This is a genomic window from Pseudarthrobacter oxydans (assembly GCF_030812335.1).
Taxonomy (GTDB): Bacteria; Actinomycetota; Actinomycetes; order Actinomycetales; family Micrococcaceae; genus Arthrobacter; species Arthrobacter oxydans_B.
The window spans coordinates 142,853-162,480 of record NZ_JAUSSN010000003.1 but is presented as its reverse complement, the minus strand read 5'-3'; the positions used below and the strand labels follow the sequence as shown (position 1 = coordinate 162,480).

At 67.3% G+C, this 19,628-nt stretch carries 20 protein-coding genes and 1 riboswitch; of the genes, 4 read left to right on the top strand and 16 right to left on the bottom strand.

Annotated features, from left to right (window positions below):
- Positions 1–51 precede the first annotated feature (51 nt).
- Both J2W14_RS06035 and J2W14_RS06030 read left to right on the top strand, forming a co-directional pair.
- On the top strand, positions 52–1,809 hold the full coding sequence (locus J2W14_RS06035; RefSeq protein WP_307459837.1) for a glycosyltransferase family 61 protein: 1,758 nt from the start codon (positions 52–54) through the stop codon (positions 1,807–1,809).
- A 64-nt stretch (positions 1,810–1,873) separates the two neighbouring features.
- Complete coding sequence (locus J2W14_RS06030) at positions 1,874–2,815, top strand: CatB-related O-acetyltransferase (RefSeq protein ID WP_307459834.1); 942 nt, start codon at positions 1,874–1,876, stop codon at positions 2,813–2,815.
- Between the two features lie 118 nt (positions 2,816–2,933).
- Here J2W14_RS06030 and J2W14_RS06025 read toward each other — a convergent pair whose 3' ends face one another.
- From J2W14_RS06025 to J2W14_RS05975, 11 genes are all read right to left on the bottom strand, one after another.
- Positions 2,934–3,068, bottom strand: a complete 135-nt coding sequence (locus tag J2W14_RS06025; RefSeq protein WP_307459832.1) for a hypothetical protein — start codon at positions 3,066–3,068, stop codon at positions 2,934–2,936.
- A gap of 49 nt (positions 3,069–3,117) precedes the next feature.
- Entirely contained in the window at positions 3,118–3,489 is a 372-nt protein-coding gene (locus J2W14_RS06020; RefSeq protein WP_307459828.1) for a hypothetical protein, read from the bottom strand.
- A gap of 62 nt (positions 3,490–3,551) precedes the next feature.
- Complete coding sequence (locus J2W14_RS06015; RefSeq protein WP_307459824.1) at positions 3,552–3,926, bottom strand: fluoride efflux transporter FluC; 375 nt, start codon at positions 3,924–3,926, stop codon at positions 3,552–3,554.
- Positions 3,923–4,336, bottom strand: a complete 414-nt coding sequence (locus J2W14_RS06010; RefSeq protein ID WP_307459820.1) for a fluoride efflux transporter FluC — start codon at positions 4,334–4,336, stop codon at positions 3,923–3,925. Before J2W14_RS06010 ends, J2W14_RS06015 begins: the two co-directional genes overlap by 4 nt.
- The gene (locus J2W14_RS06005) at positions 4,329–5,036 is read right to left on the bottom strand and encodes a metal-dependent transcriptional regulator (protein WP_307459817.1); all 708 of its coding nucleotides are present in this window, start codon (positions 5,034–5,036) and stop codon (positions 4,329–4,331) included. The genes J2W14_RS06010 and J2W14_RS06005 overlap by 8 nt, the downstream gene beginning before the upstream one ends.
- Positions 5,037–5,072: 36 nt before the next feature.
- Positions 5,073–5,831 (bottom strand): class I SAM-dependent methyltransferase, encoded by a 759-nt coding sequence (locus tag J2W14_RS06000; protein ID WP_307459815.1) that lies wholly within the window; start codon positions 5,829–5,831, stop codon positions 5,073–5,075.
- Between the two features lie 144 nt (positions 5,832–5,975).
- Positions 5,976–7,442 (bottom strand): aminotransferase class V-fold PLP-dependent enzyme, encoded by a 1,467-nt coding sequence (locus tag J2W14_RS05995; RefSeq protein ID WP_307459812.1) that lies wholly within the window; start codon positions 7,440–7,442, stop codon positions 5,976–5,978.
- 34 nt (positions 7,443–7,476) lie between these two features.
- Positions 7,477–7,590, bottom strand: a riboswitch (SAM riboswitch).
- Positions 7,591–7,697: 107 nt separating this feature from the next.
- Entirely contained in the window at positions 7,698–8,510 is an 813-nt protein-coding gene (gene hisN, locus J2W14_RS05990; protein ID WP_282381733.1) for a histidinol-phosphatase, read from the bottom strand.
- 55 nt (positions 8,511–8,565) lie between these two features.
- Entirely contained in the window at positions 8,566–9,681 is a 1,116-nt protein-coding gene (gene rsgA / locus J2W14_RS05985) for a ribosome small subunit-dependent GTPase A (RefSeq protein ID WP_307459809.1), read from the bottom strand.
- The gene (aroA, locus tag J2W14_RS05980) at positions 9,665–11,083 is read right to left on the bottom strand and encodes a 3-phosphoshikimate 1-carboxyvinyltransferase (RefSeq protein WP_307459807.1); all 1,419 of its coding nucleotides are present in this window, start codon (positions 11,081–11,083) and stop codon (positions 9,665–9,667) included. The genes rsgA and aroA overlap by 17 nt, the downstream gene beginning before the upstream one ends.
- 7 nt (positions 11,084–11,090) lie before the next feature.
- A complete protein-coding gene (locus J2W14_RS05975; RefSeq protein ID WP_307459803.1) occupies positions 11,091–11,672 on the bottom strand; it encodes a DoxX family protein in 582 nt (193 codons plus the stop codon).
- Between the two features lie 219 nt (positions 11,673–11,891).
- Between J2W14_RS05975 and J2W14_RS05970 the strand changes: the two genes are divergently transcribed.
- Both J2W14_RS05970 and rsrA read left to right on the top strand, forming a co-directional pair.
- Complete coding sequence (locus J2W14_RS05970) at positions 11,892–12,812, top strand: sigma-70 family RNA polymerase sigma factor (RefSeq protein ID WP_370871217.1); 921 nt, start codon at positions 11,892–11,894, stop codon at positions 12,810–12,812.
- On the top strand, positions 12,809–13,069 hold the full coding sequence (gene rsrA, locus J2W14_RS05965; RefSeq protein ID WP_282381740.1) for a mycothiol system anti-sigma-R factor: 261 nt from the start codon (positions 12,809–12,811) through the stop codon (positions 13,067–13,069). Before J2W14_RS05970 ends, rsrA begins: the two co-directional genes overlap by 4 nt.
- Before the next feature lie 102 nt (positions 13,070–13,171).
- Here the strand turns inward: rsrA and J2W14_RS21205 are convergent, their stop codons facing one another.
- The 5 genes from J2W14_RS21205 to J2W14_RS05945 all read right to left on the bottom strand — a co-directional run bounded on the left by J2W14_RS21205 (position 13,172) and on the right by J2W14_RS05945 (position 19,539).
- Positions 13,172–13,246, bottom strand: coding sequence for a 50S ribosomal protein bL37 (locus J2W14_RS21205; protein WP_104061284.1), 75 nt, complete (start codon positions 13,244–13,246; stop codon positions 13,172–13,174).
- A 190-nt stretch (positions 13,247–13,436) separates the two neighbouring features.
- Positions 13,437–14,057 (bottom strand): PadR family transcriptional regulator, encoded by a 621-nt coding sequence (locus tag J2W14_RS05960; RefSeq protein ID WP_307459797.1) that lies wholly within the window; start codon positions 14,055–14,057, stop codon positions 13,437–13,439.
- A complete protein-coding gene (locus J2W14_RS05955) occupies positions 14,057–14,884 on the bottom strand; it encodes a DUF4097 family beta strand repeat-containing protein (RefSeq protein ID WP_307459794.1) in 828 nt (275 codons plus the stop codon). Before J2W14_RS05955 ends, J2W14_RS05960 begins: the two co-directional genes overlap by 1 nt.
- Positions 14,885–15,012: 128 nt before the next feature.
- Entirely contained in the window at positions 15,013–15,612 is a 600-nt protein-coding gene (locus tag J2W14_RS05950; RefSeq protein WP_307459791.1) for a GDSL-type esterase/lipase family protein, read from the bottom strand.
- Positions 15,613–15,741: 129 nt separating this feature from the next.
- Entirely contained in the window at positions 15,742–19,539 is a 3,798-nt protein-coding gene (locus tag J2W14_RS05945) for a multifunctional oxoglutarate decarboxylase/oxoglutarate dehydrogenase thiamine pyrophosphate-binding subunit/dihydrolipoyllysine-residue succinyltransferase subunit (protein ID WP_307459788.1), read from the bottom strand.
- Positions 19,540–19,628 lie beyond the last annotated feature (89 nt).

Genomic DNA, 19,628 nt, shown 5'->3' with positions numbered 1-19,628 from the left:
ACCAATACGCCGGGAGTATCGGCGCATAGCGACAACATCGGAGCTCCAAACTTGGCGATCAGCTTGAATGACATTGGCCTGCGCAACAAGATTGATCAAGCGTCCGGGGGCCACGACTACCTCGACCGATACCAGTCACTGCTCGAAGGCAAGGACGTTCGGCACCTTGCGATCATCTTGGGGACTCGCCCGGTGGCCATCGCGAACACCTTCGCCGAGTTCCTTCCTGACGCAACGGTCACTGCCATCAGCTTCGCGGCTGTCGATGACTACGCAAGGCTCCGACCGAACGTTCGCATGCAACCCGTCCGTGACCTGATCGGTGTGCACAGGGCCCTGGCGTCTTCAGGACCGTACGACGTCCTCATCGAGGACAGCCCCAATCGAAAAAGCCAAAAGCGCGAGATCTTTCGACAACTTTTTCCTTATGTTGGCGATGCAGGGATCTACATCGCTGAGGACCTCCACGCCAGCTACATCCCGTCACTTCTGGACGATGACAAAGAGGATCTGTGGCAGCTGGTCAGCCGCTTGCTGGTGATCAAGGGCTCCGGCGGCAAAGCACCCGCTGGCGCGAGTGCTGACGACAAGGAACTGGCGCGGGCCGTCCACCGGATCGAGTTTGACGGGAAGTTGCTTGCCATCTCCAGCAAGGGACACAAGGCATGCAAGCTCCGGCACGGAGAAGCCAACAGCATTTTGCAGGCCCGGTACGGTGAAACTTGGGGTCGTGTTGTGTCACGGACGGAGGCGGCCGTAGTCACCTCGGAGGCCCTCGTCACAGGTAACAATCCGGATTTGGCCGCTCAGAAGTTCCCTAATCCCATCCACGTCCCGGAACTCTATGTCCGCGAATACCATGATGTCGTCGCTCTGCCCCGTCAAGTCCTCCTCAAGGACTCTCTGGCCCTGCCCGACACGTTCCGGCTGGGTCTCATCGGCCGCCTGGGCAACACGGCCCTGAACGCCCTCAACCACTACTTCGCCTGGTCCCCGCTACCCGACGCGGAACCGGTGAGCCTGGCTGGCCAGTACTACTACCTCGATTTGGAATACAGCCGGCACTTTGGCCACTTCATGACGGAGGCAGTGCCGAGGCTCTACGCCTGGGACGAAGTGAAGGCGAAGAACCCTGACCTGAAGATCCTCATCAGTTCTCCGACCGCGGAGGGCAATCTGCTGCCCTATCAATCTGCGCTACTGGAGGCCTACGGTATCGGAGAGTCAGACATACACATCTTCAAGGGTCCGGTGCGGCTGGCCTCTCTGTTTGCACCCATGCCGTTGTTCCACAACATGAAGTATGTCCATCCCATGCTCCGAGAAACCTTCGAGCGGCTCGGGAAGAACCTGGACCGTGGGCGGTCCCCTTTTGGTGATCGAATCTTTGTCTCACGCCGGCCGGGAATGTGGCGTGAGTGCTTGAACATGGAGGAGCTTGAGACCTTGTTCGTTCGGCACGGCTTCCGTGTCATCTATCCGGAGGACCTGTCCCTCCAGGAGCAAGCCACGGCGTTCGCCAACGCAAAGGTCGCCGCCGGCTACATCGGCTCCGGGCTGTACAGCGCGATGTTCTCCGCGCAGCCCATGGACATCATCGGGTTCGTGAACACTGCCTATGTCGCGACCAACGAGTACTTCATCACTACGGTCATGAACCATCGGTTACACAACTTCTGGTGCGATGACATCAAGGGCAACCGGGACGTGGATTCGGCGGGTCGCCCCCTTGGAGCCACGAATTGGGACTATGAGTTCAACTTTGAACGGGACGGCGCCCGCCTGGAGCAGATCCTCAACGACCTCTGAACGATGAGGAAGGTGCCGCCCGGCAAAATCACGTGCGCCACCGGTCCCGCTGTAGGCTTCCAGAATGCCTTTTTCTGAAGTTGATGAGACAGCGCCCGCCAGTCGGGACGTAGAGAAGGAACTTACCCGCGGAATCTGGTCGCTTCGAGCCAACGATCGCGTGCTGAGTCCGGCCCTCCGGTTCTTGCCCGACGGCAGCTTGTCCGGTTACAACCACCCGTACGAGAGCGGCTGGCGCGTGGAGGACGGCGCGCTCGTCTTCATCCACAAGGACGGTCGCGTCACCAGCCGCTTGGATCGCATGCCCGCATCAGGGGGAGGCGAGGCCTTCGAGGGACCGTCCCTGATGAATCCCAGTGTGATATTCACGGCAAGTTCCGTTTCCTGGGAGGACAGGGGACGCTGGCCGCAGCTGACGAGAATGCTGATGGCGGATGACATTGCTAAGTTCGGCTGGGACATTGGAGATCATACGTACGGGAAGCCCGTGATATTTGAGCGTCCCTCAGCCCACCTGGAGCTCGGAAAGTTCTGCTCGGTGGCGGCCGGAGTGCAGATCGCGCTGGGGAATCACAGAACTGATTCCGTCTCGTCATATCCTTTCTCGACACTCGCCACATGGTGGCCGTCCGCGGCCGGACTGGCGGACCACCGGTCCCACGGCGCTGTGACCATCGGCAGCGACGTTTGGATCGGAGCTTCTGCTTTCATCACATCGGGTGTCACGATTGGGCACGGGGCCGTGATCGGAGCCCACGCGGTTGTCACGAAAGACGTGGCACCCTATGCCATTGTGGGTGGGAACCCGGCGAGAGTCCTCAAGTACAGGTTCCAGCCGGAAATTATCGACCAGCTTCTTGAAATCGAATGGTGGAACTGGCCGGACGAACAGGTCGATGAGTTTCTTCCGCTGATACTGGGTCCGGACATCGAATCGTTCCTGGCGGCGGCACCGCTCGCGTCAAGAGACTCGACGCGGTTGCCCAAGAGTACGGCGCAACACTAAGAAGCCTTCCTCCTGGCCTGAGGCTAGCGACCGGCCCTCGCTCGCGGCTGCAAAAGACCGGAAGCGTAAGCTTCCGGTCTTTTGCTTTGCCTGGGCTGGCCCGGCTGGCGGGCTTTGCTCAGCGCTTCTTGATGTGGGCGACGGGGTCCGTGTGCGTTTCCGCGACGTTCTTGGACTTTTTCTCGGCGCGTTTTTCCTTGATGGTTTTTACCGGTTTCTTGGCCGTGCTCTGGTGCGGCGTTTTGTCAGGCATGTGGGCGCTCCCTAACAGCAGGGGGCCGGGATGGCCCCGTGATATTAAGTTACGCCTCGGGCACCGCAACGTCCACGATGCCGACGAAGCGGCTGCCCACGCCCTCATATTCGCTGCGGACCAGCCCGGCGGCGACGCCGGGGACCTCGTACGGCGCGTGGTGGGGGCAGCACACGTAGGTGAACTCCGGCCACCACTTCTTCGGCCGTGCCGCCTCGGAGAACCCGCAGACCGCGCAGGTCAGCTGGACCCAGATGGGGCGCTTGCCGGTGCGGTTGGCCTTGGACTGGACAAGCCAGGCCGGCGGGTTGTCCAGGAGGTCGCCGAGTTCGGCGTCGCTCAGCCGGGACGGGATGCCGTGACGGTGGGCCATTTCCAGCGGAATGTCGAGGATCTGGGCTGCTTCACGTCGGGTAACCATCCTTCAACGATACGGGATGGGACGGTCCCCGAATCGCCGTCAGGGCGCCGGAGTTAGGCTCGTCACAGCCCGGTGAGGGTCAGTCCGAGCGCTGCCGCCGCCAGGCCGGCGACAAGGTTCGCGGTGATGTTGAGGGCGGCGGCGCGGTAGCGCGTCTCGCTCACCAGCCGCACCGTGGCGGTGGTCCAGGAACTGAAGGTGGTGAGACCGCCGGCGAGCCCGGCCGTGAGGCCGGACTGCCACTCGGGCCCGAGCCCCAGCTGCCCGGTGATGCCCAGGGCGGCGCCGATGATGAAGGAGCCGGCCACGTTGACGGTGAGGGTCGCCCACGGCCAGTGCGGGTGGCGCCCCGGGCGGTGCGCAAACCAGGAGTCGACGGCGAAACGCAGCAGGGCGCCGGCGACGCCGAAGACACCCACCAGCGCAGCGGTGATCATGCGGCTCCGCCGCTGAGGTCGGCCAGGGCCTTGCCGGTTTTCCAGCCGGCGGCCGCGGCGCCGAGGCCCAGGACCAGCGACAGGCCCAGGTAGGCCAGCCAGCTGGCATGGAATCCGGCGCGGAACTGCTGGTCGACGGCGAACACCACGGCCGAAAAGGTGGTGAAGGAACCCAGCAGTCCGGGCCCGAGCCCGGCCCGGAGCCAGAACGCGGTTTTCGGCCGTGCGATCCAGACCGTGGTGAGGGCCGCGAGGACAAAGCTGCCGACGACGTTGATCACCAGGGTGGTCCAGGGGATGGCGCCGGCTGTCTCGGGAAACACCAGGCCGGCACCGTAGCGCAGTTCCGTTCCGATCAGGCCGCCGACGGCGACCGCCGTCCACGCACGCCAGCCGCTGGTGTCACTCAAGACTGCAGCCGGGATGGCGGGACTCGCTGTGGACCCAGAGGGCGGAGGCGACTTCCTCGGCGAGGTCGAACTCGTGCCGGGCCGCACCGGATCCGATGCGCACCACCAGGGCACCGCCGAACGGCTTGCGGCCCAGGACCTCGACCTCGGCGTCCAGGTCGATCTCCTCGGCCGAAAGGTAGCGCAGCAGCTCGGGGTTCTCGTCGCTGATCCGGGTGATCCGGCCCGTGTGGCCGTCGTCGAGGTCGCTCATCCGGTGGGCCGCGGGCACCTGTACGGAACCGTCCGCCGCCGGGATCGGATCGCCGTGCGGGTCCCGCACCGGGTTCCCGAGCTTGGCTGCCATCCGTTCGATGAACGTGTCCGAGACGGCGTGTTCCAGGAGTTCGGCCTCGTCGTGGACTTCATCCCAGCGGTAGCCGAGCTCCCGGACGAGGAACGTTTCAATCAGCCGGTGCCGCCGGACCATGGACAACGCCAGCCGGACGCCGTCGGCCGTCAGCGTGATGGCGCTGTAGGGCTGGTGGTCCACGAGGCCCTGGTCCTTGAGCTTGCGGACCATCTCAGAGACCGACGAGTTGGCCACGCCAAGTCGCTGGGCCAGCTGGGTGGAGGTGATGGGCTTGTCCTGCCACTCCGTAAAGGAGTAGATGACCTTGACGTAGTCCTCGATCGAGGAGGAGGGCAGACTGGTCTTCACAGTTTCCAGCCTACCGTCAGGCGGCGCCGGAGACCGTCAGGCCCGGACCGCCCGCCAGCTCTGCGTCAGGTAGGGGAGCGGGAGGACCTCGCCGGGGTGGTGGCCGAGGTGCTCGTGCAGATACCAGTCGAGGTTGCCCAGGACCTTGGCCCGGGTCGCCTCACTGGCCGCCAGGTAGTAGCTGCGGGACTTCGTCAGCTCGATGATGTCCGCGGTGCGCACCGGATCTTCCCAGCGCGTGAGGTGGCTCTCCAGCGCCGTGAATTCCGGGCCGAGGGGCGGTCTGAAATCCGGCTTGTGGACATCGCCGGCATGCATGATGCGCGAGAGGCGGTGCACCCAGGGAACGGAGGTGTCCAGCTGGTTCCAGATCAGCCCCAGCACACCGTGGGGGCGGAGGATCCGTGCGGTCTCCGTGCTGGCCAGGCGCGGATCGCACCAGTGCCAGGCCTGGGCGACGGTCACGACGTCGAACGCCCCGGCGGGCAGCCCGGTGTGCTCGGCGGTTCCCTCGACGGCGGTGACGCCCGGGAGCGTCCGGCGCAGCTGCTCCAGCATGTCCGCGGAAGGGTCCACCGCGACCGTATGCAGGCCGCGCCCGACCAGCAGCGCCGTGAACTTCCCGGTTCCGGCGCCGAGGTCCGCGGCGTCCCTCGCGCCCGGTGGGATCAGCCAGTCAGCCGAATCGGCCGGATACCCGGGGCGGACGCGGTCGTAGTGTTCCCCGCCGTCCTGGAAGCTCTGCCCCAGCTCCTGGCGGCGTTCCTCATGCAGTTTGGGTCCGCCGCGTGCCACGGGCGCTCTCCTTCGGCAGGTCCGTATGGGTACCTTTCGAATTTACCGCACGCGGCGGCGCCGGTGGTTCCCCACAGGGCGCCGCCGGGACACACCGGGACACACCGGGACCCCCGGGGACCGCAGCGGGACCGCAGCGGGCCGTCAGTCCTGGGTGCAGGGGGCCGCGCCGGCGGTGCCGGGCGTGTTGGGGGCCCAGTGCGGGTAGGTGCGGGCGTCGTTGGACGGCACCCAGCGTCCGGCATCCACCACGTAGTCCCAGCCGAGGCCGGTCCGGCGCAGTTCCTGGAGGCCGGCGAGCAGCCGCTGGGCGTCTTCCAGCCGGGAACCGAGGCCGAAACTGGCCCGCAGGGAGCCCGAGGGCAGCCCGAGCCGCCGGAGGAGGGGGTGCGCGCAGAAGCGGCCGTCCCGCAGGCCGATGCCGTGTTCGGCCGACAGGTACGCCGCCACGAGGCCCGCGTCGTAGCCTTCCAGCGAAAAGTTAACGACGCCGATGGTGCCGGTTCCCGTGGCGGTGTCAGGCCCGGCGCCAGCCGGAGAGTCGAAGGACGCACTGTCCGGGAAGATCTGGTGGACGGTCACGCCTTCGATCCGGGCGAGGCCCTCGACGAGGAAGGACCGGATCGCGTTTTCGTGCGCGTGCCACTGGTCCACGTCCAGGTCGGCGATCACCTGGGTGGCCTTGGCGAGGGCGGCGGCGCCGAGGACGTTGGGGGAGCCGCCTTCATGCCGGGCGGGGCCGGTGGTCCAGCTGACACTGTCAATCCGGGCGTCCTGCACGGCCCCGCCGCCGGCCAGGTGCGGGATGCCGGCGTCGAGCCAGTCGGGGCGGCCGATCAGTACGCCGGCGCCGAACGGTGCGTAGAGCTTGTGCCCGGAGAAGGCGAGGTAGTCGACGTCGTCCGCAGCGATGTCGATCCGCCGGTGCGGCGCCAGCTGGGCGGCGTCGACGACGATCCTGGCGCCGTAGTCGTGGGCCAGGGCGGCCAGGGCCCGGATCGGCAGGATCTCCCCGGTGACGTTGGAGGCGCCGGTCACCGCGAGCAGGCTGACGCCGCCCTGGGCGAGCTCCGCGCGGAGCAGCTCGAGCGTGGCGGCGAGGGTGGGCGCGGCGATGACGCTGCGGTGCGGGACGCGCTGCCACGGCAGCAGGTTGGCATGGTGTTCGATGTCGAGGTACAGCACCTCGCCGGTGTGCACACCGCCGGGGGCGGGCAGGCACCCGGCCAGCAGGTTCAGGGAATCGGTGGTGTTCCGGGTGAAGATCACCGCATCGTCCGGCCGGCCGCCCACGAACTCCCGGACAATGGTGCGGGCGTTTTCGTAGACCGAGGTGCTGATCTGTGAGGCGTAGCCGGCGCCGCGGTGGACGCTGGCGTAGAACGGCAGGATCTCGTTCAGGTAGGCCGAGACGACGGACAGGGCAGGGGCCGAGGCGCCGTAGTCAAGGTTCGCGTAGCGGACGTGGCCGCCCTGGATCAGCGGTGCCTGGATCTCGGCGCCGGTCACGGCGGCCAGCGGCCGGCGGGCGACGGCAAACCGCGCGTCGGGACGGGACTCGGCGGCGCCGGTCTTGAATTCAGGAGTGGCGGGAATAGTGGCAGTCGTCATGGGACCTCGCTCGAAAAGGACCCCACACGCCGGGGATCCGCGCTTGCCGGGTCCGTTCCGGACCGGCCAGGTCGTCACCCGGGGCACCCCACCGCGAATGGAGGGTTGCCGGCCAGCAAACCGGGGTTTCGCGCTGGCACTCGTGACCTGCATCGAGCGTAGGTCATGCCCGCTGCCGCAGAAAAGACGGAGCAGGAATGTGAAGCGCTTTGTTACGGGACGCCGCCGGGACGGCGGCATCCGAACGGGGCTTCTCTAGAGCAGGTCGTCCAGGCCCGGGTTCAGGCGCTTGAGGACCTCCGAGTGCAGGATGGAGTTGGTGGCGAGGGCGTTGCCGCCGAACGGGCCGTCTTCGCCCTCGAGGGAGGTGAAGCGACCGCCGGCCTCCGTGACGATCGGGACCAGCGCGGCCATGTCGTAAAGGTTCAGTTCGGGCTCGCAGGCGATGTCGACGGCGCCTTCGGCCACGAGGCAGTAGGACCAGAAGTCCCCGTAGGCGCGGGTGCGCCAGACCTCCTCGGTGAGGCCCAGGAACTCGTCAAGGTTGCCGCGCTGCTTCCAGCCGCCCAGGCTCGAATAGGACAGGGAGGCGTCCGAGAGCTTGGCGACGTTGGAGACTTTCAGCCGGGTGGCGGCCGCCAGCGAACGGCCCATGTACGCTCCGGCGCCCTTGGCGGCCCACCAGCGCTTGCCCAGCGCCGGGGCGCTGACGACGCCGACGACCGGCTCGCCCTCGTCGACGAGGGCGATCAGCGTGGCCCAGACGGGGACGCCGCGGACGAAGTTCTTGGTCCCGTCAATCGGGTCGATGATCCAGCGGCGGGAGCCGTGGCCGGAACTGCCGAACTCCTCGCCGAGGACGGCGTCGCGGGGACGGGAGCGGGAGAGCTGGCCGCGGATGGCTTCCTCGACCGACTTGTCGGCGTCGGTCACCGGCGTCAGGTCCGGCTTCGTCTCCACCCGAAGGTCGAGCGCCTTGAAGCGGCTCATGGTCTGGGAATCTACGGAATCTGCCAGTACATGGGCAAGGCGCAGGTCATCGTTGTAGCTCGAAGCGGGTTGACTCATGGTTCCAAACTACCGCCAAAGCGGGCGGGGGAGCGGTAGGCTGCGCCGCAGCCCGCTAGGAGACGGTGCCCAATTCCTTGACGTCCTGGGCTTCCATCCGCGGGTCGGTCCCCAGCAGGCGGCGGAGTGAGGCCAGCCTGGCGGGGCCTGATTCGCCGGCATGGCCGGCGGCCACCCAGGCGTCCACGCCGCAGTTGACGGCGCTGGAATCGTGCTTGCAGCCCCGCTCGCAGTCGTCGGTGCCGGGCTCGAGGTCGGGGAAGGACCGCAGGATCCGGTCGGGGTCCACATGGGCCAGGCCGAAGGAACGGATGCCGGGGGTGTCGATGATCCAGCTGCCCGGCGGCGCATCGTTGACCTTGAGGGCCACAGCGGAGGAGGAGGTGTGGCGGCCGCGCCCGGTCACGGCGTTCACGCCGCCGGTGGCGCGCTCGGCGCCGGTCAGGGCGTTGACCATGGTGGACTTGCCGACGCCGGAGTGGCCCAGCATGACGGTGACCTTCCCGTCGAGGTGGGCGCGCAGCTGGGAGACGGCGTCCTTGTCCAGCCGGGCGGAGAGCCCGTCATCCGAGCGGGCATCGATGCCGGAGGCGGCGGAATCGGCCGTCTTGGAGATGATCACCGGGAAGGCAAGGTGCTGGTAGTTGGCGAGGAGTTCCGCGGGATCCTTGACGTCGGCCTTGGTGACGAGCAGCAGCGGCGCGATTCCGGCGTCGTACGCGGCCACGAGGGCCCGGTCGATGAACCCGGTCCGCGGCTCCGGATTGGCGGCCGCGACCACGATCACCAGCGTGTCGGCGTTGGCGACGACGGCGCGCTCGATCGGGTCCGTGTCGTCCGCGCTGCGCCGCAGCAGCGTCCTGCGGCCCTGGATCTTGACCAGCCGTGCCAGGGTGTCCGGCTCGCCCGTGACGTCCCCGACGAGCGAGACGAAGTCGCCGGCGACGACGGGGTTGCGGCGCAGTTCCCGGGCCCGGGCGGCAATGATCTTGCGTTCCTCGGGCGTGCCCTCGGCGACGACGGCCGTGTAGCGTCCGCGGTCCACGGTGATGATCCGCCCGGTGACGGCGTCGTCGTAGGCCGGCCGGTCCTTGGTGCGGGGCCGCGTGCCCTTCTTGTTGGGGCGGATCCGGACGTCGGATTCATCCCAGGAGTCAGTGCTGCGTGCCACCGGACGGGCCCTTCTTGGCGGGGGCTGCGCTGCCGGCGGAGCCCTGGGCGAGCATGGACTCCCAGAGCTGCGGGAAGTCCGGCATGGTCTTGGCGGTGGTCGCAATGTCCTCGACCTCGATGCCGGGAACGGCCAGGCCCAGGATGGCGCCGGCCGTGGCCATGCGGTGGTCGGCGTAGCTGTGGACGACACCGCCGTGCAGCGGTGCGGGCCGGATGATGAGCCCGTCGGAGGTCTCCTCGGCGTCGCCGCCCAGGCGGTTGATTTCGGCGACGAGCGCGGCCAGCCGGTCCGTTTCGTGCCCGCGGAGGTGGGCGATGCCGCTCAGCCGCGAGGGGCCGCTGGCCAGGGCGCAGAGCGCGGCGACCGTGGGGGCGAGCTCGCTGGTCTCGTCGAAGTCCGCGCCCTTGATCTCCGGGCCGCCGGTGACGGTCAGGGTGCCGTCCGTGAACGTCACCGCGGCCCCCATCGTCGTGAGGATGCTGCGCCACAGATCGCCGACCTGGGTGGTCTCGGCCGGCCAGTTGGGGATGCGGACGGTGCCGCGGGTGGCCAGGGCCGCCGCGAGGAAGGGGCCCGCGTTGGAGAGGTCCTGTTCAATCCTGAGGTCAAAGGCGCGGATCGGCCCGGGGGAGACAATCCAGTGGTTCGGGCGGGAGTCATCCACGGCCACCCCGGCTCCGCGGAGCACGGCGACCGTCATGTTGATGTGGTCCAGGCTGGGGACGGGCGTCCCGGCGTGGTCCTTGCTCCGGTGTTCGAGGTGCAGGCCCTCGGTGAAGCGGGCTCCGGCCAGAAGCAGCGCGGAAACAAACTGCGACGAGGCGCTGGCGTCGATGACCAGGTGCCCGCCGCGCACTTCGCCGGTGCCGTCGACGGCGAAGGGCAGCGAGGAGGCGGGGCCGCCGTCGGGCGCGGTGACGGCGACGCCCAGCCCGGTGAGCGCCTCGATGATCGGCCCCATCGGGCGCTTGCGCGCGTGCGGGTCGCCGTCGAACAGTGTCACTCCCCGGCGCAGGGCCGCGACGGGCGGCACGAACCGCATGACCGTCCCGGCCAGTCCGCAGTCGATACCGGTCCGGGCCCCGGCGGCGTCCAGGCCGATGGGCGTGATGGCCAGGTCGGGACCGAAATCGCCGTCCCCCGGAACCTCCGTGATGGTGGCCCCGAGCTGCCGCAGTGCCTCGATCATGAGCGCTGAGTCCCGGGAATGCAGCGGCGCGCGCAACCGTGAAGGTCCATCGGCGAGTGCGGCCAGCACGAGGTACCGGTTGGTCAGGGACTTGGATCCCGGAACCGTGACCGTTGCGTCAAGCGGCTGTCCGGCGAACGGCGCCCGCCAGAGCGGAGCGCCTGCGGCGGGGTCGGCGTGGGCAGCTGCGGTGGGGGTGGTGCCTGTCATTGCTGTCTTAGGCCCCGACGGTGTGGTCTACGGCTTTGCGCACGGCCTTGTCGGCCTTCTTCAGCTGCTTGCCGGTGGTCTTCTTGACGTCGGCGGCGAGGTGGCCGGTGGATTTCTTCACGTCGGCGGCGAGGTGGCCGGTGGACTTCTTGACATCCGCGGCCAGGTGCTCGGCGCGCCAGGCCAGGCTGGGCCGGCCGTTCGTGTCGACGGCAGCCAGCAGGACGCCGCCGGTCAGCGAGACGTTCTTGAGCAGCTGCTTGCGGCGGGCATCGCGGCCCTCCTTGGAGGTGATGTCGGCGCTGCGCCATTCAACGTAACCGTTGAGTGCGGAGATGACGGCCAGGACAGTCGCGGCGAGGCGCGCAGACTTGCCGAGCGCGAAGAGCACGCCCGCTCCGACCTGGGTGCCGCCGATAACGCGGGCCAGGACCTTTTCGTTGGTCTGGAACGGCAGGGATTCAGCCGCGCGGCGCAGCAGGGGTGACAGCTGCGTGGCCGTGTCGTCCGCGTTCTTAAGCTTGTCCATGCCTGCGAGGACGAAACTGGAGGCGAGCATGGGACGGGCGAGAAAGCGGACAAACGACATGAATTTCCTCCTGGATGGACGAACCGCGGAATCAATGCGGGAGAACCGGTTCTAGTCTTGCACTTTTGCGGAATATTTGCCTGCCGGGCGGGGTTGTGCATGAAAGGTCCCGGCCGCCGGTTTGCGGCCGGACAATGAGCTGATGACGAGCAGGGAGGCGGACATTTGATTCTGGTGAAGGATGCGCAACTGGACGCGGAACCCGCGGAATTGTGGAGCATGGCCCGGCAGGACCGGACAAGTCCGGCAATTCCGGCTGTTCCGGGCGCCCGCCGCAAGGTGACAGTAGACTGGGACGCAATGAGCACCATGGATCCGGCCGTTGCGGCCATGCACGAGGTTGCCGGAAACGGCGCCACGCCCGCGAAGTCACCTGTAGCCGGCCCCGCCGGCGCACTCCCCGAACCTGCCCCGGGAGCGGTCCCGGAGTCCGGCGCCCCGGCAACGAACGCCTCAGCGGCTGACGCCGTGCGGGAGGCTGCCGCCCGGGAGACGATCGTGGACGGTCAGGCCCTGGACGTGGCGACGGAGACCACGGAGGAACGCCGGGTACGCTTCGAGCGCGACGCCATGCAGTACGTCGACCAGTTGTACTCTGCCGCCATGCGGATGGCCCGGAATCCTGCTGATGCCGAGGACCTGGTCCAGGAGGCCTACACGAAGGCGTTTTCCGCGTTCCACCAGTACAAACCGGGCACCAACCTGAAGGCCTGGCTCTACCGCATCCTGACGAACACGTACATCAACCTCTACCGCAAGCGGCAACGCGAACCGCTGCAGTCGAATTCGGACACCATCGAGGACTGGCAGCTCGCCCGGGCCGAGTCCCACACCTCCTCCGGGCTCCGCTCGGCAGAGGCGGAGGCGCTCGACCATCTGCCGGACTCGGACGTGAAGCGCGCCCTGCAGGCCATCCCGGAGGAATTCCGGCTGGCGGTCTACTTTGCCGACGTCGAGGGCTTCGCGTACAAGGAAATTTCAGACATCATGAACACCCCGATCGGGACCGTGATGTCCCGCCTGCACCGGGGCCGGAAGATGCTGCGGGACATGCTCGCTGATTACGCCGCCGAGCGGGGATTCAAGGGCGCCGATGCCACTGCGGCGGCCGGAAGCAACAAACAGGAGAACAGGAAATGAGCGACTGCCAGGGACTGGGCGACTGCGACGACGCCCGGATGCAACGTATCTATGAGTATCTGGATGGTGCCCTCACACACGATGACATCGCCGAGATCAAGGACCACCTGGATGGGTGCCCGGAGTGCTTTGAGCAGTACGACCTCGAATGTGTCATCCGCGTCATGGTGAAGCGTTCCTGCACCGAGGCTGCCCCGGAGAACCTCAAGAACTCGATCCTGGACCGGATTCACAACAGCAACCCGGTCGAGGCCTGACCCGGCGGGGACGTTCCGACGTCCCGCCCGTCAAAACGAATGACCCCGGAAACCGTGAGGTTTCCGGGGTCATTCGTTTAAAGCTGTCATTCCAAGCTTTGCTTAGGCGTTGGGGCGCTTGCCGTGGTTCGCGCCGCCACGCTTACGGTCACGACGTTTACGTGCACGCTTGCTCATAGCTGGCCTCCTTAATTTTTGGTACTCAAAAGAGCTGCCCTCAAGTCTCCCACATCAGGGCACCGGCCGCGAACCGGCGGGGCGGGAAGCGCGCCACAGGGATAAGCGCAGGGACAAGCGCAGGGACAATCAGAGGGACAAGCGCAGCGACAAGCGCGGGGACAAACAGAGGGCGATCACGGCCGGCGGATCACTCCAGGGAGTTGCGAATGGAGATCCGGGCCTGGTCCAGCACCGTCTTGACCGTCTCCAGCGTCATGGGCGTGATCGGATGCCGGCCGCCGTGCCGCCGCAGTTCCACGCGGATGTCATCGCGGAAGGCCTGCACCAGCATCTCCGCCTCGCGCAGCCGGCTGTCGCCCTCCTGCGAGTAGCGCTGGCCTGCCAGCGAGGCGACCGTTGATCCGGCCGCACGGGCCGAGGAACGCGCGGCCTCGGCCGTGGCGGCCAGGTCGGCCCGCAGCCCGCGCATGTTGGCTTTGATGTCCTGCCGCAGGTTGTCCGCGAGCCGCCGGATCGATGCGGAGATGTCGTTTTCCACGCCGGCGAGTTCGTCCCGCCGGCTGTCCAGCTCCGCAAGGCCGTCCGGGGTGATGCTGTAGTACGTCCGGCGTCCCTCGGTGTGGGTGGCTACCAGCCCCTCCTCCTCGAGCTTGCTAAGCCGCGGATAGATGGTGCCGGCACTGGGGGAGTAGGTGCCGCCGAAGCGTTCGCTGAGCGCCTTGATGAGTTCGTAGCCGTGCTTCGGACCCGACTCCAGCAGCGCGAGCAGGTAGAGGCGCAGCGCCCCGTGGGCAAAGACCGGAGGCATCAGGGGCCCTTCGTGGGATCCGCGCCCGGCCGCCCGTGGAAGATCGATGTCTTCCCGGAGACGGAGTTGGTGCGGACCAGCATGAGCTGGGAGTCGGGGCCGGCAATGGTCTGCACGCTCCCGCTGGGCTGGTTGTACCGCTGGTCGTTGATCACGATGGCGCCGCTGGCGGACTTGGCGATGATGTCGACGCCGACGTCGTGCGGGAGGCGGATGGTGACATCACCCGACACCGAATTCGCCCCGAAGTCCTGGGTGAAGCCGTGCAGGTCGAAGCTCAGGTCCCCGCTGACGGTGTTGGCGCGGATGTGGCTGAAATCGCCGGAGGCCGTGACCTCGCCGGAGACGCTCTTGGCCGTCAGCACGCCGTGGTGGTTGCGGGCGATCACTTCGCCGCTCACGGTGCTGACGGACAGGTCCCCGGAGGTTCCGTCGGCCAGGACGGAACCGGACACCGTGTTCAGCCGGGTGCGCCCGCTGATCCCGGAGACCATGCCGTCGCCGCTGACGGTGCCGGCCTCGACCTCGACGCCGGCGGGCAGGGCGATGCTGACGACCACCGAGTTGCTGCTGCTGTTGTTGACGGTGCCCATGAGGTTCTTGAACCAGCCCTGCGGCCCGTGCAGCTGGTGCCGGACCTCCAGGCGGCCGTCGACAAGGCTGACCGCCAGCGGGTCGCCGTGCACGTCGGACACTTCGACCCGGGTGACGGCCTCATCGTGCCTGACGATGTCGAAGCGGCCCCGGACGATGCCGAGCTTAAGCGAGCGGACGCCGTCGACGTCGATGGTCTGCGGACCGGTGACGGTCCAGTAGTTCTCTGTCATGGTTCCTCCGGGCGGGCGATACTTCTGCGAAATCATTGCGATATATCGTGACTATGAAGTCACGATATATCGCCGGATTTGCAGAGTCAAGATATATCGCGAAGTCCGCCGGCGGGTGTGGGGGCAGGCTACTCCGGGGCGTCGATTCTGAGCCACTGGAACCAGCCGCGGTGCAGCACGAGCCAGGCCATCAGCCCGTAGCCGGCCTGGCCGGGGGTGCCGCCGTTGGCGGCGAGGTCCTGGCGCCACTGCTCGTGGTTCAGCAGGGGGGAGAACGTGTCGACGTAGAGGTGTTTGCGCCGCGTCGTGACGTCGGCGAAGGCGGTGTTGAGCTCTCCGAGCCTGCGGTTCTGGGTCGGGTCCAGGGTCGGCGGCGGGCCCACGACGAAGACCTCGATCTTGTTCTGCGACGCGGAGTCGAGGATGTTGGCGAGGTTGAGCCGGCTGCGGGCCGTGGAGAGCCCGAATTCGACATCGCGTCCGGAGAGCCCGATCACCAGCCGGTTCTCGTGGTGGTCGTTGAAGCGCCGGCCGGCTTCCTGGAACCAGCGGGCGGCCAGGCCTTCCGTGCCTTCCTGCGGGCAGGGCAGGGAATAGCACTCCAGGGACAGCCCGTCCTGCGGCGTGCGCGCCAGCACCCGCCCCAGCCAGCCCAGCGCGCGGGGGTCGCCCAGGCCGGCCAGCATTTCATCGCCCACGGCTGCGATCCGCAGCTTTCGATCTTCCACGACTACCTCTTCACTTCAGAGCGTCCATTAAGCCGTCCCCACCATCCGCGATGGAGGGGACAAAGCCGGTTAAACAACGGTGCCCGGCCGGAGTTGCGTATTTCCATCTCCGGCCGGGCAGCGCTGACCTTACTTACGTGCGAAAGCCTGCTTGAGCAGCGCGTCCTGCTCGGCTGCGTGGCGTTTCATCGATCCTGCCGCGGTGGAAGCCGAGGCGGGGCGGGAAACGAGGCTGACCCGGCGGTCCAGGGCGTCCGGCAGGTTGAGGCCGATGAACGGCCACGGACCCTGGTTGGCGGGCTCGTCCTGTGCCCAGACGACTTCGGCGTTCGGGTACTTGGCAAGCTCGGCGGTGATCTCGGCGGCGGGCAGCGGGTAAAGCTGCTCGACCCGGACGATCGCCGTCGTCTTGTCGCCGGTCTTCTGCCGGGTGGACAGCAGATCGTAGTAGAGGCGGCCGGACACCAGCAGGACACGCTCGACGGCGTCACCCTGCAGCTGCTCGTGCTCCGGGATGACCGTCCGGAAGCTGCCGGTGGTGAAGTCCTCCACCGACGACGCCGCGGCCTTGAGGCGGAGCAGCTGTTTCGGCGTGAAGATGATCAGCGGCTTCCGCGGCCGGCTGTACGCCTGGCGGCGCAGCAGGTGGAAGTGCGACGCCGAGGTCGTGGGGTTGGCCACGATCATGTTCTCTTCGGCGCACATCAGCAGGAAGCGCTCGATCCGGGCGGAGGAGTGGTCCGGTCCCTGGCCCTCGTAGCCGTGCGGCAGCATCAGCACGAGCGAGGAGCTCTGGCCCCACTTCTGCTCGGCCGAGGAGATGAACTCGTCGATGATGGTCTGCGCGCCGTTGACGAAGTCACCGAACTGCGCTTCCCAGAGCACCAGGGCATCCGGGCGTTCCACCGAGTAGCCGTACTCGAAGCCCATGGCCGCGTATTCCGACAGCAGCGAGTCGTAAATCCACAGCTTGGCCTGGTCGTCGGAGAGGTGGGCCAGGGGCAGCCACTCGTCGCCGTTGGCGCGGTCGTGGAAGACGGCGTGGCGCTGCACGAACGTGCCGCGGCGCGAGTCCTGGCCGGCGAGCCGGACGGGAACGCCTTCCATGATGAGCGAACCGAAGGCGGCCAGTTCGCCGAAGCCCCAGTCGATGCCGCCTTCACGGGACATCACTTCACGCTTCTCCAGCAGCTGCTTGAGCTTGGCGTGGACCGTGAAGCCCTCGGGGATATCGATGTGGGCCTTGCCGATCCGTGCCAGGGTCTCGGCGGAAATCGCCGTCGAGGCCGGGGCGCTGGTGCCGGAATCGGCCTGCTGGGCCAGCGGGCGCTCCAGATCGGACACCGCGGCGGAGTCCGCCTTGATGATCGGGATCGGGGAGGTCTGCGCGGCGTGGGTCTCGGCGAAGACACGCTCCAGCCGTTCCTGGTAGTCCCGGAGCAGCTGTTCGGCCTCTTCTTCGGTGATGTCACCGCGGCCGATCAGGGATTCGGTGTACAGCTTGCGGACCGAACGCTTGGCTTCGATCAGGTTGTACATCAGCGGCTGGGTCATCGAGGGGTCGTCGCCCTCGTTGTGGCCCCGCCGGCGGTAGCAGACCATGTCGATGACAACGTCCTTGTGGAACCGCTGGCGGAACTCGTAGGCGAGCTGTCCGAGCCGGACCACGGCTTCCGGGTCATCGCCGTTCACGTGGAACACCGGCGCCTGGATCATCTTGGCGACGTCCGTGGAGTAGGTGGAGGAACGCGATGACGACGGGGCGGTGGTGAAGCCGACCTGGTTGTTGACCACGATGTGGATGGTGCCGCCGGTGCGGTAGCCGCGCAGCTGGGAGAGGTTGAGCGTCTCCGCCACGACGCCCTGGCCTGCGAAGGCGGCGTCGCCGTGCACCATGATCGGCAGCACGGGGAAGGCTTCGCCCTGGTCGAGGCGGTCCTGCTTGGCGCGGACGATGCCTTCGAGGACGGGGTCCACGGCCTCGAGGTGGGACGGGTTGGCGGCGAGGTAGACCTTCGTCTCCTTGCCGTTGTCCGAGGTGAAGGTGCCTTCGGTGCCGAGGTGGTACTTCACGTCGCCGGAGCCCTGCACGGAGCGCGGGTCCTGGGTGCCTTCGAATTCGCGGAAGACCTGGGCGTAGGTCTTGCCGGCGATGTTCGTGAGCACGTTGAGCCGGCCGCGGTGGGCCATGCCGATCGCCACTTCGTCGAGTTCGTCGTCGGCCGCGTCGGAGATGATGGCATCCAGCAGCGGGATCAGCGACTCGCCGCCCTCGAGCGAGAAGCGCTTCTGGCCGACGAACTTCGTCTGCAGGAAGGTCTCGAAGGCCTCGGCGGCGTTGAGCTTGGAGACGATGCGGAGCTGCTCGTCGCGGCTCGGCTTGGAGTACGGGTGCTCGATCTGGTCCTGGAACCACTTGCGTTCTTCCGGGTCCTGGATGTGCATGTATTCGATGCCAGCGGTGCGGCAGTACGCGTCGCGGAGCACGCCGAGGATGTCGCGGAAGGTGAGCATCGGCTTGCCGCCGAAGCCGCCGGTGGGCCACTCGCGGTCCAGGTCCCACAGCGTGAGGCCGTAGGTGAGGACGTCGAGGTCCGGGTGCTTGCGCTGCACGTACTCGAGCGGATCGGTGTCCGCCATGAGGTGGCCGCGGACGCGGTAGGCGTGGATGAGCTGCTGGATCCGGGCGACCTTGTTGATCTCGTCGGCCGGGTCCACCTGCAGGTCCGGGCTCCAGCGCACGGGCTCGTAGGGGATGCGCAGGGATTCGAAGATCTCGTCGTAGAAGTTCTGCGCGCCGAGCAGGAGCTGGTGCACAAGCTTCAGGAACTCGCCGCTGCCGGCACCCTGGATGACGCGGTGGTCATAGGTGGAGGTCAGTGTGAGGACCTTGCTGATGGCGTTGTGCGCGATGATCTTCGCGCTGGCGCCCTGGAACTCGGCCGGGTAGTCCAGTGCTCCGACGCCGATGATGGCGGCCTGGCCCTTGGACAGGCGCGGCACCGAGTGCACGGTGCCGATGCCGCCGGGGTTGGTCAGCGAGACCGTGGTGCCGGAGTGGTCGTCGGCGGTCAGCTTGCCGGCGCGGGCACGCTTGATCAGGTCCTCGTAGGTGTGCCAGAACTCGGAGAAGTTGAGGGTCTCCGCCTTCTTGATGTTGGGCACCATCAGCAGGCGGGAGCCGTCGGGCTTCGGCATATCGATGGCGATGCCGAAGTTCACGTGCGCCGGCTGGACCGCGACAGGCTTGCCGTCGACCTCGTCGTAGTAGACGTTCATCGACGGGAACTGGGCCAGGGCACGGATGACGGCGTAGCCGATGAGGTGCGTGAAGGAGACCTTGCCGCCGCGGGCACGGGCCAGGTTGGAGTTGATGACCACGCGGTTGTCGATCAGCAGCTTCGCCGGGATCGCGCGCACGCTGGTGGCGGTCGGAACCTCCAGGCTGGTGATCATGTTGGTGGCGATGGCCTTGGCCGGTCCGCGGAGGACGGAAACGACGTCTTCCTCGGGGGCCGTCGGGGCCTTGATGTTCTTGGGGAGCTGGGCCGGGATCGGCGCGGTGCCGGGGCCGGCGTCCGGGGTCTTGGAGCCGTCGCGGGCAACGGTGGCCGGGGCCTTCTTCGCCGGGGCGGGGGCCGGTGCGGCGGGGGCCGGTGCGGCAGGGGCGGGCGCCGGCGGCTGCGTTGCCGCCGCGGCAGCCGGGGCTACTACGGGAAGTTCGCGGGTGGCGGGGTGCGCAACTGTCGCTGCGCCTGAGGCTCCGTTGGTGGACGAGCTGTCGCCGGCGCCGAAGGATTCGAACAAGGGCCACCACTTGGCATCCACCGTGTTCTTGTCCTGCTGATACCGCTCGTATAGTTCGTCAACGAGCCACTCGTTTCCGCCAAATTCCTCTGGTAGACGGTGGCTAGGCTGCTCTGGCACTTGAATTACGCCTCTTCCATGAGTTTGATTCCCACTGGTTTCACGGTGCCTCAGCACGACGATTGAACCAGTCTCCGCGTCCAGTGAAC